11 protein-coding genes and 1 other annotated feature are annotated in these 14332 nt (G+C 54.9%); of the genes, 8 read left to right on the forward strand and 3 right to left on the reverse strand.

What is annotated here, in order from left to right; all coding sequences use genetic code 11:
- Positions 1 to 71: 71 nt before the first annotated feature.
- Entirely contained in the window at positions 72 to 2000 is a 1929-nt protein-coding gene (gene glgB / locus ACNQFG_RS06880) for a 1,4-alpha-glucan branching protein GlgB (protein WP_423406422.1), read from the reverse strand.
- A gap of 310 nt (positions 2001 to 2310) precedes the next feature.
- Here glgB and ACNQFG_RS06885 point away from each other — a divergent pair, with 310 nt between their 5' ends.
- The 5 genes from ACNQFG_RS06885 to ACNQFG_RS06905 all read left to right on the forward strand — a co-directional run bounded on the left by ACNQFG_RS06885 (position 2311) and on the right by ACNQFG_RS06905 (position 7738).
- On the forward strand, positions 2311 to 3669 hold the full coding sequence (locus ACNQFG_RS06885) for an alpha-amylase family glycosyl hydrolase (protein ID WP_423406423.1): 1359 nt from the start codon (positions 2311 to 2313) through the stop codon (positions 3667 to 3669).
- Between the two features lie 63 nt (positions 3670 to 3732).
- Positions 3733 to 4251 (forward strand): transcription repressor NadR, encoded by a 519-nt coding sequence (locus ACNQFG_RS06890; protein WP_423406424.1) that lies wholly within the window; start codon positions 3733 to 3735, stop codon positions 4249 to 4251.
- Between the two features lie 81 nt (positions 4252 to 4332).
- Complete coding sequence (locus ACNQFG_RS06895; RefSeq protein WP_423406425.1) at positions 4333 to 4869, forward strand: TetR/AcrR family transcriptional regulator; 537 nt, start codon at positions 4333 to 4335, stop codon at positions 4867 to 4869.
- 431 nt (positions 4870 to 5300) lie between these two features.
- The gene (locus ACNQFG_RS06900) at positions 5301 to 5969 is read left to right on the forward strand and encodes a hypothetical protein (protein WP_423406426.1); all 669 of its coding nucleotides are present in this window, start codon (positions 5301 to 5303) and stop codon (positions 5967 to 5969) included.
- Between the two features lie 17 nt (positions 5970 to 5986).
- Positions 5987 to 7738 (forward strand): hypothetical protein, encoded by a 1752-nt coding sequence (locus ACNQFG_RS06905; protein ID WP_423406427.1) that lies wholly within the window; start codon positions 5987 to 5989, stop codon positions 7736 to 7738.
- A gap of 62 nt (positions 7739 to 7800) precedes the next feature.
- On the opposite strand, the gene asnB is transcribed toward ACNQFG_RS06905, so the two are convergent.
- A complete protein-coding gene (gene asnB, locus ACNQFG_RS06910) occupies positions 7801 to 9375 on the reverse strand; it encodes an asparagine synthase B (protein ID WP_005944530.1) in 1575 nt (524 codons plus the stop codon).
- 64 nt (positions 9376 to 9439) lie between these two features.
- Positions 9440 to 9702, reverse strand: a binding site (T-box leader).
- A 14-nt stretch (positions 9703 to 9716) separates the two neighbouring features.
- The gene (locus ACNQFG_RS06915; protein WP_423406428.1) at positions 9717 to 10202 is read right to left on the reverse strand and encodes a Fur family transcriptional regulator; all 486 of its coding nucleotides are present in this window, start codon (positions 10200 to 10202) and stop codon (positions 9717 to 9719) included.
- A 318-nt stretch (positions 10203 to 10520) separates the two neighbouring features.
- Between ACNQFG_RS06915 and ACNQFG_RS06920 the strand changes: the two genes are divergently transcribed.
- The 3 genes from ACNQFG_RS06920 (at position 10521) to ACNQFG_RS06930 (ending at position 14248) form a co-directional block, all read left to right on the forward strand.
- Entirely contained in the window at positions 10521 to 11180 is a 660-nt protein-coding gene (locus ACNQFG_RS06920) for a GntR family transcriptional regulator (protein ID WP_423406429.1), read from the forward strand.
- A 473-nt stretch (positions 11181 to 11653) separates the two neighbouring features.
- Positions 11654 to 12802: a lactaldehyde reductase gene (fucO, locus tag ACNQFG_RS06925; RefSeq protein WP_005944478.1), complete on the forward strand. Its 1149-nt coding sequence runs from the start codon at positions 11654 to 11656 to the stop codon at positions 12800 to 12802.
- A gap of 153 nt (positions 12803 to 12955) precedes the next feature.
- Positions 12956 to 14248: a putative ABC transporter permease gene (locus ACNQFG_RS06930; protein WP_423406430.1), complete on the forward strand. Its 1293-nt coding sequence runs from the start codon at positions 12956 to 12958 to the stop codon at positions 14246 to 14248.
- Positions 14249 to 14332: the final 84 nt, after the last annotated feature.

Consider the following 14332-nt stretch of genomic DNA (forward strand, 5'->3'; position numbering starts at 1 on the left):
AGGCCGCAGCAGCGGCAAAACGCAAAATATCCCGCTGCATTTTCAGCAGACGGGATATTTCAAACAAAAAATTACTTTTTGGAATGGATTGCGGGCTTTGCAGCGGCCTTGCGCCGGGCAGCAGCAGCCTTCCGGGCCGAAGCCTGTGCGGCCTCGGCATGGGGAGCCTCCGGCGTCAGACGGAGCAGTCGGCTGCCCATGGCGGGCAGGTCGATGGTGAGGGTGTAATCCCGGCCATAGACGCCGCCATCGGTGGTGTGGAAGCTCCGGGTCCGGCTCTTGTCGGCACCGTTCCAGCGGGAGGCCTCGCTGTTCAGCAGCTCTTCGGCCCCGCAGGGGAACTTGAGGTAGAGCGGGAACTTTTTGTGGGCGGTGTTCTGGGTGTTCATCACACAGAGCAGAGTCTGGCCTGCGCCCTTGCGCAGCCATGCGTACACGCCCTCGCTGCGGCTCTCGCAGGCCACCCACTCAAAGCAGTCGGGATTGTACTCGCCATCGTAGAGGGCGGGCTCGGTGGCGTAAAGGCGGCCGAGTTCGGCGAAGTATTTCTGGAAGCTGTCGTGGAAGGGGTATTTCAGCAGGTCCCAGTCCAGCTCTCGTTTTTCGTCCCACTCCCGGAAGTGTCCCATTTCGTTGCCCATGAAGTTCAGCTTCTTGCCCGGGTGCATGTACATATAAAAATAGAGGGTGCGCAGCTGGGCGCATTTTTCCGCATAGGTGCCCCACAGCTTATCAATGATGGTCTTTTTGCCGTGCACCACCTCGTCGTGGCTCAAGGCCAGCAGATACAGCTCGTTGTAGAAGTAGTGCATGCTGAAAACGATCTTGCCGTAGGCATTCGGCCGCTCACCGAAGGGGGTGGCAAAATAGTCCAGTGTGTCGTGCATCCAGCCCATGTCCCACTTGTAGTCGAAGCCCACGCCGTCGTAGCGGGTGGGAGCTGTCACCTTGAGGAAGTTGGTGGAGTCCTCGGCGGTGTAGATGCCGGTGGGCCAGCGCTCGTTCAGGCCGTGGTTCAGGCTGCGCAGAAAGTTCACGGCACCCTCGTTCACGCCGCGGTTCGGGTCGCCCTGCCAGTACAGCGCGCGGGAGATGGCATCCATACGGATACCGTCGCAGTGGTATACGTCCATCCACAGGGCAGCGGCACTGTTCAAAAAGCTGCACACCTCCCGGCGGTAGTAGTTGAAGTTGCAGGTGCCCCACTCGCTGTGGCCCACATCGCTGTCGTACTCGTAGAGGTAGGTGCCGTCAAACTTTGCCAGAGCGTCGGCGTTGGCGGCAAAGTGCACCGGCACAAAGTCCATGATGACGCCGATGCCCATGCGGTGGCAGGCGTTGACGAAGCCGGCAAACTGGGCGGGGGTGCCGTAGCGGCTGGTAACGGAAAAGTAGCCGGTGGTCTGGTAGCCCCAGCTGCCATCGAAGGGATGTTCGGCCAGCGGCAGCAGCTCCACATGGGTAAAGTGATGGTCCAGCAGCCATGGGATCAGCTCCTTGGCCAGCTCCTCATAGTTGTACCAGCCGTCTGAGCCGTCCTCGCAGGTGGCGTTGGGCTTGTGCTTCCAGCTGCCCGCATGGAGCTCGTAGATGTTCAGCGGGCGGTTGCGGCATTTGTCGCGGCGCTCCATCCAGGTGTGGTCGTCGAACGGGAAGTCCAGCTTGGTCAGGATGCTGGCCGTGCCGGGGCGCAGCTCGGTGGCAAAGGCGTAGGGGTCGGCCCGCATCACGGTGCTGCCGTCCCGCCCGTGGATGCGGAACTTGTACATCTCGCCCTCCTGCAGACCGGGGACGAAGCCGTTCCAGATGCCGGTCTCGGCCCGCTGCATGGGCACACCGGGGCCCCAGCCGTCAAAGCCGCCGCAGATCTCCACGGCTACGGCGCTGGGGGCCCACACCGCGAACCGCCAGCCGTCCCGGAAGGGATGTGCACCCAGTGTGCGGTAGGCGTCAAAGCAGTCGCCCAGAAAGAACGAACGATCGATCGAAGGAAATTCCATGCCAAAAACTCCTTTTCTATTCACAGCCCTGCCCCCTCCGCCATTGCTTCGCAATGCCGCCTCCCACAAAGTGGGAGGGTTTGGCAGTCCATGCAGACACGAAGCGGCCGGAGAGGGCGAGGCACCTTTCCTTTTTGTCATTGTTACTAAGAAAACCAAATCGAAATCGTCAAACCTGCTGATTTTGCAGGAGACTTTGTATGAAAATTAGCAAAGTTCCACACTTTGGTCCGGAACTATGCTATACTATCTCTGTCGCCCGTATGCGGCGGGCGCAGGAAAAACTGCTAGAATGGGAGAGACTGTAACGATGGCTTGGTATGACAACGCGGTATTTTATCACATCTATCCTCTGGGGCTGTGCGGCTGCGCACATGAGAACGACGGCCAGCCCACACCCGGTGCCTTTGCAAAACTGAACGCCTGGGCCGAACACGCTTATGAGGACCTTGGCTGCACGGCCATTTATATCGGCCCGCTGTTCGAGAGCGGTTCCCATGGCTACGACACCATCGATTACCGGCTGGTAGACCGCCGCCTTGGCACGAACGCAGAGTTCAAGGACTTTGTGGCCCGGTGCCATGCCCGGGGCCAGAAGGTGATCGTGGACGGCGTGTTCAACCATGTGGGGCGCGATTTCTTTGCGTTTCAGGACCTGAAGGCAAACCGCGAGAACGCCCGCTATAAGGACTGGTTCTGCGATGTGAATTTCTGGGGCAACAACGAGTACAACGACGGCTTTTCCTACGGAAACTGGGGCGGCTTCAATCTGCTGGTCAAGCTGAACCAGCGCAACCCGGAGGTGCAGAACTACCACTACGATACCATCCGCTTCTGGGTGGATGAATTTGACATTGACGGCATCCGTCTGGACGCAGCCGATGTGCTGGACTTTGACTTTATGCGCGGTCTGCGCCGCCTTGCCAACGAGGTAAAGCCAGAGTTCTGGCTCATGGGCGAGGTGATCCACGGCGATTACAGCCGCTGGGCAAACCCGGAGATGCTGCACTCGGTGACCAACTATGAGCTGCACAAGGGCCTGTGGAGCGGCCACAACGACCACAACTATTTCGAGATCGCCCACACCATGCGCCGTCTGCAGGGGCTGTGCCATGATACCCGGCTGTATCTGTTCTCGGACAACCACGATGTGGAGCGCCTGCCAAACAAGCTGCGCAACCGGGAGCACATCCGCCACATTGCAATTCTAGTATATACGCTTTGGGGCATTCCGTCCATCTATTATGGCTCAGAATTTGGCATTGAAGGCAAAAAAGAGTGGGGAAGCGACTGGCCGCTGCGCCCCTGCCTGGAATTGGATGACTTCAAGGATGCGCTGACCACCAACCCGGTCACCAGCGTATACGCAGCGCTGGGCCGACTGAAGGCCGCGTGCCCGGAGCTGACCTGCGGCGAGGTGAAAGAGCTGCAGCTCACCACCCAGTGCTATGCCTTTGCCCGGGTGCTGGATGGAAAGGCCTGCGTCGTGGTGCTGAACAACGGCGACAGTCCCGCACAGCTGGAGTTCCAGCTGCCGGTGGAGGCCACCGGTGCTGAAGACCTGCTGGCCGACTGCGTGGGCAGCCAACCGATCCTGACGGAGATCGAGTGGGGCCGCATGAAAGTACAGCTGCCCTCCAATTATGCTACGCTCCTCCGCCTGAAATAAACTTGCACATTCCTGCGGGGTCTGTTATTATAAGGTAAAATCAGAAAACAGGGGGGCATTCGGATGAATGCTGTACAGCGCAGAGAAGTGATATTGGAGCGGCTGAGCAACGCCGACGCACCGGTCAGCGCCAGTGTGATGGCGGCGGAGCTGGGGGTCTCGCGCCAGATCGTGGTGGGGGATGTGGCTCTGCTGCGGGCAGGCGGTGCGGCCATCGAAGCCACGCCGCGGGGATATCAGTTCCACCCGGCCCCCGGCGGCTACACCGGCATCCTGGCCTGCGTGCACAGCACCGAGGACGAGATGCGCACCGAGCTGTACACCGTGGTGGATCAGGGCGGCATCGTGGTGGATGTGGCCGTGGAGAACAGCCTGTATGGCGAGCTGCGCGGCAACCTGAACCTTGCCAGCCGCTACGATGTGGACAACTTCATCCAGCAGGCGGCGGATACCCCCGAATGCCTGCTCAGCCGGATGACCGGCGGGGTGCATCTGCATACCCTCCGCTGCCCGGACGAGAAAACGTTCCACCGCATTGAAGCAGCGTTGGAAAACGCGGGTGTCCTGTATAAAAAAGAGTAACAAAACCCGCAGATTCTGTCTATCAACAAAATCCGAAAAGGGTTGGGTATCCGACAAAATACCGAAAGAGGTGGATTATTTTTGGACATCCGCATCGAAAAGACCGACCGCGCCATCGAAAAAGCGTTTCTGGAACTGCGCAGCAAAATGCCGCTGGAAAAGATCAAGATCAAAGACCTGTGCGCACTGGCCTGCGTGAACAAATCGACGTTCTATGCCCATTATGAGGATATCTATGCACTGTCCAGCCGGTTGGAGGACAAGCTCATTGCCGACATTCTGGCCAGTGTCTCGGCGGTGGAGCTGCACCCGGTCCGGACGGAGGCGCTGACCCGCGAGCTGTTCCGGGCCTTTGTCCAGAACAAAACGGCGGTGAACATCCTCTTCGCCGATTCCCGTCAGGGCATCTTTGCCAACCGCATCGAAAAGGGCCTGCGGGAGCGCCTGACCGCGCAGGACCCCACCTTCGCCAACGACCCCAAGCGTGGCATCCTGCTGTCGTTCTGTGTGCAGGGCTGTTTCTATGCCTTTACCAACAACAGCAGCCGGATGGACGAGAGACACCTCGTGGATCTTCTGGCAGAGATCGCCAGGGCGGCGCAGAAGGTGATGATGTAAAAGGTGAGACGGCTTCAATAGCACAAAAAAACTCCTAATACGATTGAACGTATTAGAAGTTAAGATAAAGACTTATTATAAGTTTAACGAGATAGAACACCAGAACGAGCCTGCTGTTTGCTATATTCCTGCTCCTGAGCAATGCGGTCCAAGTAAGAAGCGGTGGACTTAGCCATTGCAGACAGAGATGCAGAAGTGATAGTAATGTTTTGTCGAGGCAATGCCGTTTTTAACGAAGGAACGGATCTTTTGCCGGACAGTGTTGCATATCGCATGACTAATTAACACCCTTTCAAAATAATGAATTGATAAAACATAGATATAGTATACAGAATGAACTATGAATTGTCAAGATAAAAATCTACTATACATCAAGAAAATTTGGTAAAAAATAGGGGATAAAGGTTTTCAACGAAAGGAGACGTTTACAAATGATGAACTATGAAGTTACCGGAACGCCCAGTCAAGTTGTAGAGAATGTCCAGTCGATTTTTAGTGTGACAAAAGCAGAAGCAGAACTGATTGTGATGAGTCTGCTTTATAACCAAGATGAAGAAGTAGTAGATGAGGTTGCAGTAAGAAATTTTATAGGGAGTTTGGATCAGGAAAAAGCTTCTGCAGTGATTCGTGGGGTTCCTTTGACAATTCAGATAACGGGAATTTTGCCAGATATTGTGAAAAAGTGTGTTCAAAAGTTGATCAAGTATTCAGCAATTCAAATTGTGACAGGCAGTTTGTCGTTAGAGAATGTGAAAAAGGCTACTGTGATAGCAGAAGTTTTGGGAGCTGTTTTTGATGTAATGCAGCAACATACAACATGGCTTGGTAAGGAGCTAATCCAAAGAGATTCATTTGTTGCGCTGATGGATTATACTGGATGCCAAGTAGCGAAGGGAATCCAAAGCTCTATTTATGATGTTCAATTTACGCTGGAGGATATCCAGAAGTGGATGCAGGATGAAATACCTGAAAATCCAGATGCGGGCAAAGGACTTGAAAAAGATTTTAAATTGTTTGAAGAAAAGAAACTAATTAAGAAAAGAGCAGAAACAATTGGCAATGACGGAGTAAAACAGGTTATTTATCAAATCGTATTTTGAAAGGGGATGAAGATATCATGGATCAATCCTCTTTATTGGATTATGTTAAGGTTGTCAAAAACGAGATGGATGCGGCTGAATTGATGCAGTATTGTCTACGCGACTGGTATCTGATTGAGGAACCAGATGAGAAAACGGCAAGCTATGGGAGATTTGAGATTCAAGATACGGTTGAGCAGCAAATCCTTGCAAATCTTCTTGGATATCATATCGTAAGAGAAGGACCGGATAACTTTGAACTGAAAAAATGGGACGAACATGAAAGAACCGTTATGACGGAGCTTTACTATGTGGATCGTGAGTATCGGGATAGCTACTACATGTATTATGCACGAAAACATTCAGACTATGAACGCTTTACGATGCGTATTATTATCTTTGATGGAGATGTGATGTCAGAAATTGAAAACTATCACTCAGATGCTCTCCAGAGATGTTTTATTGGTAGCTGTGTCCTTCGCCCTTTACAAGTGGGGGCGATTGGAAGGTCGTTGATCTCTCCGCGATACATCTTATGCCAGAAAGGAAAAGATTACTACATCAGAACTTCAACATACCGGATTTCGCCACTTGGAATTTCGCTGACCGTAGAAGCATTTCCCTATATGATGCAGGATGGCGAAACAGTTACCTGTGCAGAGGTGACGCTGGTCAACCTTTTTGATTATTTCAGTGCACAATATACCGATTATCGATATCTCTGTCCAAGTGAAATTCAAAAAATCGTTTCACGGCATAGCTTTGAAAGAAGCCTTCCGTCTAGAGGCCTGAATTATGAGATGCTGTCAAAAGTGCTTTCGGATCAGGGATTTGAGCCGAAACTGTATATGTCTAAGCAAAAGCGTGCAACATGGGATATCCGGCGATGTCTTAGCAGATATGTGGAGTCAGGTATTCCAGTAGCAGTGGAACTGAAAAATCCCTGGACAGGAGTATATCATTCGGTAATTTGCATTGGCCGAGAAAACAGAAAGACGGCAATGGATGTGGTAGGGAGCATTATTCGGAGGTACTCTTTGATTACAGAAGAGGATCAGAGTAAAAGCGTTCTCCATTTCTGTGATGCAGCGGATGCGTATACCGAGTATGTGATCATGGATGATAACTGTGTTCCGTATCAACCAGTTGAAATTGTTCCGAAGATGATTCCGAATGACAAAGGAAAGCGGAAAAAGAGTGTTTACTGTATGGGAGAGCAGGTCATCTATGGATTTGCTGTCCCACTTCATACGAGAATGGTCATTGATGCGGAACAGGCGGAATCATTGTGCCTGACGTTTTTGGCAAGCGCAGAGCTGAATGTCGCTACACTTTATCAACAGATTGATCCCCATAAGATTGACGGGGCAGATAGAGGATATGAAACGCTGGGAAAAATGGATGAGAATCCATTGATTATTCGTCTGTTTCTTACTTCGGCAGCAACTTATAGGAAACAACGTGTGGAGGCAACAGAACATTTAGGAATGCGGGATGTTTATGCGCATCTTCCACTGCCACATTTTGTATGGGTCTGTGAACTGTATACACAATGCTCCTATGATGAACAAAAAGCGGTCGGAGAAATCGTTCTGGACGGAACGGCATCGCCGAATGCAGAACAAGGAAGTATTGTTTTGATGCAATACCCTTATCGGCTTGGTTTCAGATATCCCGATGAACCGAGTGCAATGCTGTTTGAAAGGCTGAATGGAGTGATTCAAGATTGGAAGCCGTTCAAGGCATTCGATCGCAATGTGTTCAAAAACGGCATAAGGAAAAAATGGTAAGATGCACAAAGAGCTTCCGGCATCCCAAACGGTGCCGGAAGCTCTTTGTATCTGTGGGAGAGTTACACCCCCGATGCGCCGTAGTTTGCCAGCACGCGGGCCGAGGGGTCGTTGACGTTGCAGTTCGGCCATGCCTTGTTGGGCATCCAGAAGCCCACGATGGTGCGGCTCTGGTCGTGGTAGTACTTCTCGAAAATTTCGCGGTAAAACAGGCTTTCCTTGGTGAACGGCATGCAGTGGGCCGAATAGTTTGCCCGGCGCAGCTGGAACTCCTCGTCGGTGTAAAGACTTTCGGCATACTCTTTGATATCGTCCACCATGCTGTGGCCTACAGCATCCGAGAAGGCGGCCTTTTCGCGCCACAGGATCTCCGGCGGCAGCCAATCGCCCTCAAAGGCCTTGCGCAGCAGGTACTTGCCCTTGCCGTAGCTGTTCAGCTTCTTTTCCGGGTCAATGGCCATGACGTAACGCACAAAATCCAGATCACCAAAGGGCACGCGGGCCTCGATGCTGTTGGAGGAGATGCAGCGGTCGGCGCGCAGCACATCGTACATGTACAGCTCACGGATGCGCTTCTGGCTCTCCTGCTGGAAGGCATCGGCGGTGGGGGCGTAGTCGGTGTACTTGTAGCCGAACAGCTCATCGGAAATCTCGCCGGTCAGCAGCACCCGGACATCGGTCTGCTCGTGGATGGCCTTGCACAGCAGGTACATGCCCATGCTGGCGCGGATGGTGGTGATGTCCCAGGTGCCCAGCAGGCGGATGACCTCTTCCAGACTGTTGATGACCATATCCCGGTTGATGATGATCTCGTGGTGCTCGCTGCCCAGATATTCTGCGGTCTGGCGCGCATATTTCAGATCAATGGCATCGGTGTCCATGCCAATGGCAAAGGTGCGGATGGGCTTGCCAAGCTTCTTGGCGGCAATGGAGCACACCAGCGAGGAATCCAGACCGCCGGAGAGCAGGAAGCCCACAGGGGCATCTGCGTCCAGACGCTTCTCTACGCCGGCGATCAGCTTTTCGCGGATGTTCCGCAGCACGGTGTCCATGTCGTCCTGCATGGGGGCGGGCACATCGGCAATGTCCTCATAGCGGACGAAGCGGCCATCGCAGTAGTAGCTGCCAATGGGGAAGGGCCGGATGTCGTCGCACCAGCCAATGAGGTTCTGCATCTCGGAGGCGAATGCGATCTGGTGGCTGGACTTGGAGTAGCCGTAGAACAGCGGACGGATGCCGATGGGGTCGCGGGCGGCGATGAGCCGGTCCTTGCGGGAATCGTACATGATAAGCGCGAACTCGGAGTCCATGTGGCGGAACATATCCAGACCGTACTCATAGTACAGCGGCAGCAGGATCTCACAGTCGCAGTCGGACTGGAACTTGTAGCCGCGGCGCTTGAGGATCTCTTTCTCAAAGCGGAAGCCGTACAGCTCGCCGTTGCACACCACACAGTCGGCACCGCGGTAGAAGGGCTGCATGCCTTCCGGCGTCAGGCCCATGATGGCAAGGCGGCCAAAGCCCATCAGACCAAAAGGCCCTTCCACCACACGTTGGTCGTCCGGGCCGCGCATGACCGTGCGCAGCAGGTATTCCTTGAATTTGGCGGCACTCAGATCGTGCCCGGTATAGCCCATAACACAACACATATTTCTTACCCCTCTTTTTAAATAAAAAATACGGCAGCTCATTCATCCCAATCGCTAGGACGAATATGCTGCCGTATCCGTGGTGCCACCTAAATTACCGGCATAAAACCATGCCAGTCACTTTTGTGCGCTCTCCCCGTTGAAAGCACTGCCGCGATAACGAGCGGCGCACGTCGGCCCCTACTGCTGCACAAACAGGTTCAGGGGGAAGCTTGCGGGTGTTCGTTCGGGTTTCGCTCTCTGCGCGGCTTCCACCTACCCGCACTCTCTGAAAGAGGACATTGAAACCTTACTTTTCCCGGTCAACGCTTTTTCTTGCATGCATTGTATCACGGCTTTTTGTCCGTGTCAACACAGCAGGCGCATTTTTGTGCGGTTTGACCATCAGAGTCAGACTGTTCCTCTTTTTGGGCGCAGTGGCGGCACAAACCATACAGAACGCTGCCCTCGCACTGCAGGGTAAAGCCATGCTCTGCCATCAGGTGGGCGCGCACCTCGTCCATGAAGTGGCAGTCCAGATGATAGATGCGCCCGCACTGTACGCATTTGAGGTGCAGATGCTCCCGGCAGTGGCGGCCCTCGTCCACGTACTGGAACACAGCTTTTTCGCCCTTGTCGGCAACGTATTTCATGATGCGCTGCTCCCCGGCCAGCTTGTCCAGATAGCGGTACACCGTGGTGGGGTTGGGGCTTGCGCCCTGCTCTTCCAGATGCTCCAGAATGTTGGAAGCACTCACCGCGTGCTGCCGGTTGTTGATGAGATAATCCAGGATGAGCTGCCGGGTTTTGGTGTTGTATCCGCCGCGACCTGCCATGATATCCGCCTTCCTTTCCGCATCAAGTGTATCACAATTTATCCTTCGATGCAAAACAAGATGGGAGAGTTGGTGACAAGCACAAAAAACTTTGTGAATAATGCGAGAAAATACGGCAGAATATCTGTGCAAAACGGAAAAGCTCCCAATCTTTTGGAAAAACTCTTGTAAAGATTGACAAGTTGTGTGATAATATTCGTATGAGATGAGTTGGATTATTTCAGGGATACAAGCTGCCTTTTGGGCGGCTTTGCGTTGTTTGAGACGAACATCGGAACATCGGAATGAAATGATCTGTTCGGTTAGGAGATTGGAAAGATGAAAGAGATGGAACAGCAGGCAAAGCAGAGCTTGAAGCTGCAGGCATACCAGTACCTTAAGACCAAGATCCTGAACTGCGAGTACCGGCCCAACGAGTTTTTGAACGAGCAGAAGCTTTGTGCCGAGATGGGCAACATCAGCCGCACCCCCATGCGGGATGCTCTTGGCCGCTTGGAGCAGGAAGGCCTGATCACCATTCTGCCCAAGAAGGGCCTGATGGTTTCCGGCATCACCGAGGAGGACGTGCACAGCATGTTCGAGATGCGCCTGCTGGTGGAGCCGTATGCGCTGCGCAATTACGGCAACCTGATCCCCCGGCAGGCACTGGAAGACTATAAGGAACTGATGCATCACCCGGACAGCATCACCGACTTCTGCGAGTCGGACGATGAGTTCCACGAACTGCTCATGAGCACTTTGCCCAACAAGTACCTGCGTTCGGCGTATGACCGCATCACCGGTCTGAACACCCGCTTCCGCATCATGACCGGCAAGGTGAGCATGATCAATCAGGAGCAGACCTGTGACGAACATCTGGAAATTCTGGATGCCGCTCTGGCCGACAACTGGGACAGTGCTGCAGATTCCCTGCAGCACCATCTGGAGCTGGCCCGCGATAAGGCTGAAAGTGTGATCAAGGTCATCCGGCTGTGGTAAGACTTATCCTCTCAGGCGCTCCGCGCCAGCTCTCCCAGAGGGCGAGCCACTGGCGAGCCGGTTTTGGTCGTGCTGGATGAGCAACATTTCTTGAAACCATAAAATAGAGTGCTCCGCTGTTTCGATTTACAGCATCCGTACAAACGCTCTTTTGTCAGAGCCATTGTATTGATGCCGTTGGTCTTGACGACGGAGCACTTTTGTTTCCAATTCAAACTGCTTTCAGCATCCAGCAGAGCCTGTCCGGCCTGCCAAGGGCTCCCCCATCGGGGAGCTGTCAAACCCACAGGGTTTGACTGAGAGGGTGTTTTTTTGCACAAAAACAGCATATTTGTCCAGAAACAGTGTACTATGTATAAAAAATTCATAAAAATCATAAGAATTTGACATTGCATAGTTTTTAACAATATGGTAAAGTAAAAGGCAGAGAGACCCGGCTGAAAACGGGTACAATGATTTGGAGGATCGTAATTATGGCTGACCGCATCGTTCTGAATACCATCTCCTACCATGGCCACGGTGCCATTGAGAACATCGTTCCCGAACTGACCGCCCGCGGCTACAAGAAGGCATTCGTCTGCTCCGACCCCGACCTGATCAAGTTCGGCGTCACCAAGAAGGTCACCGATCTGCTGGATGCTGCAAACTTTGCCTATGCTGTTTACAGCGAGATCAAGCCCAACCCCACCATCGCCAACGTGCAGGACGGCGTGGCCGCTTTCAAGGCTGCTGAAGCTGACTGCATCGTGACCATCGGCGGCGGCTCCTCCATGGATACCGCAAAGGCCATCGGCATCATCATCAATAACCCCGAGTTTGCGGATGTCCGCTCTCTGGAAGGCGTTGCTCCCACCAAGAAGCACGCTGTGTTCACCATCGCTGTTCCCACCACCGCCGGCACTGCTGCCGAGGTCACCATCAACTACGTCATCACCGATGTGGAGAAGAAGCGCAAGTTCGTCTGCGTGGATACCAACGATATCCCCGAGATCGCCGTGGTCGATCCCGATATGATGTCCTCCATGCCCAAGGGCCTGACCGCTGCCACCGGCATGGACGCTCTGACCCACGCCATCGAGGGCTACATCACCAAGGGCCACTGCGTCATCTCCGATATGTTCCATCTGGAAGCCATCAAGCTCATCAGCCAGAGCCTGCGCGGCGCAGTGCAGAACACCCCGGAAGGCCGCGAGGGCATGGCTCTGGGCCAGTACATCGCCGGCATGGGCTTCTCCAATGTGGGTCTGGGCATCGTCCACTCCATGGCACATGGTCTGTCCGCTCTGTACGACACCCCGCACGGTGTGGCCTGCGCCATCCTGCTGCCGGTGGGTTTGGAGTACAACAAGAGCGTTGCCGGTGAGCGCTACCGCGCCGTGGGCAAGGCCATGGGCGTTGTGGGCATCGACGAGATGAACGATGTGGAAGCCGCTGACGCAACCATCGCCGCCGTCAAGCAGCTGAGCGCAGACGTGGGCATCCCCACAAATCTGCACGGCATCCTGAAGGAAGAGGATATCCAGTTCCTCGCCGAGTCCGCATTTGCGGATGCCTGCCGTCCCGGCAATCCCCGCGACACCAGCGTGGAGGAGATCGTGGAGCTGTATAAGAGCCAGCTGTAACCCGCTCCGGTCCGGCCTGCAGTAACATCCAAAACCTGAACATGCCATCTTCGGCCGCAGTGCCGGAGGTGGCATTTTTGCGGTTTGGGCTTGTCAAGCGCCCCGAAACCGGGTACAATCAGAGTATACTTTGTTTCAGGAGGGCAGCAGCCGATGGAATTGAATTTATATACCCTCAGCGTCATCTATCTGGTCTACTCGTTTTTGGGCTGGGTGGGGGAGACGGTCGTAGCCACCGCCAAAGGCCGCCGGTTCACCAACCGCGGTGTGGCTTCCGGCCCGTTCTGCTTCGTCTACGGCACGGCGGGCGTTCTGCTGGCCGTGGGTCTGGCCGACCTGCGCAACAACTGGTTCGCGCTGTTCGCGGGCAGTTTTCTGATCGCGACCGTGGTCGAGTGGATCACGGCGAAGCTGCTGGAACGGGTGCACCACCGCCGCTGGTGGGATTACTCCGATAAAAAATTCAACCTGGACGGCTACGTCTGCCTGCAATATTCTGCCCTGTGGGGCGTGCTGGGCGCAGTAGCAGTCCGCTGGGGCAATGACCTGCTGCTGCGGTTCTGTGCCTGGCTGCCGCCGCTGCTGCTCCACATCGCGGTATGGGTCAGCATGACGGTCGCCGTGCTGGACCAGATCGGTGCGGTGGTGGTCGTGGGGCAGTATGCCGCCAGACACCCCCGGCTGGAACAGCTGGGGCAGGAGCTGGGCAAGGGCACCGACCGGCTGCAGCAGAAGATCGCCGCCCGCGTCGAGCGCCGCATCCAGCGGGCCTACCCCGCAGCGGCCCGCCCGGAGCCGACCACCAGCGCCGAAAAGGCGATGAGTGTATCCGACCTGGTCTGGCTGTTCGTGGTGGGGGCCTTCCTCGGTGATGTGGTGGAAACCCTGTTCTGCCGCATCACGGCTGGTGTCTGGATGAGCCGCTCCAGTCTGGTCTGGGGGCCGTTCAGCGTGGTGTGGGGTCTGGCGCTGGTGCTGGCCGCCGTCCTTCTGCGGGGCAGCGAGCACCAGAGTGAGAGCCGCATCTTCTGGTTCGGCGTCATCCTCGGCGGTGCGTATGAGTATGTGTGCAGCGCCGTCACCGAGCTGCTGTTCGGCACCGTGTTCTGGGACTACAGCAAGTTCAAGTTCAATCTGGGCGGGCGCATCAACCTGCTGTACTGCTTTTTCTGGGGCATTGCGGCGGTGATGTGGATGCGCTACGGCTATCCGCTGGTGGCAAAGTGCATGGGAAAGCTGAAATCCCGCATCCGCCCCTGGATGACGGCGGCGCTGGCCGTCTTTATGGCAGTGAACATGCTGGTGTCAGCGCTGGCGCTGGCCCGGTACGATGCCCGCACCAGCGGCGTGGAGGCGGCGAACCCCGTCGATGTGGTTCTGGATGCGCACTTTGACAATGCCCGGATGGAGCGCATCTATCCCAATGCGAAAAAAGTCTCTTCATGATCTGCATCTATGCCGCCTTCTGCGCCGCACAGTTCACGATGGGCTGACCGCTGCCCGATAACATGAAAGCCCCCGCCGACGAAC

The organism is Faecalibacterium prausnitzii, from assembly GCF_049532945.1.
GTDB lineage: Bacteria > Bacillota > Clostridia > Oscillospirales > Ruminococcaceae > Faecalibacterium > Faecalibacterium prausnitzii_N.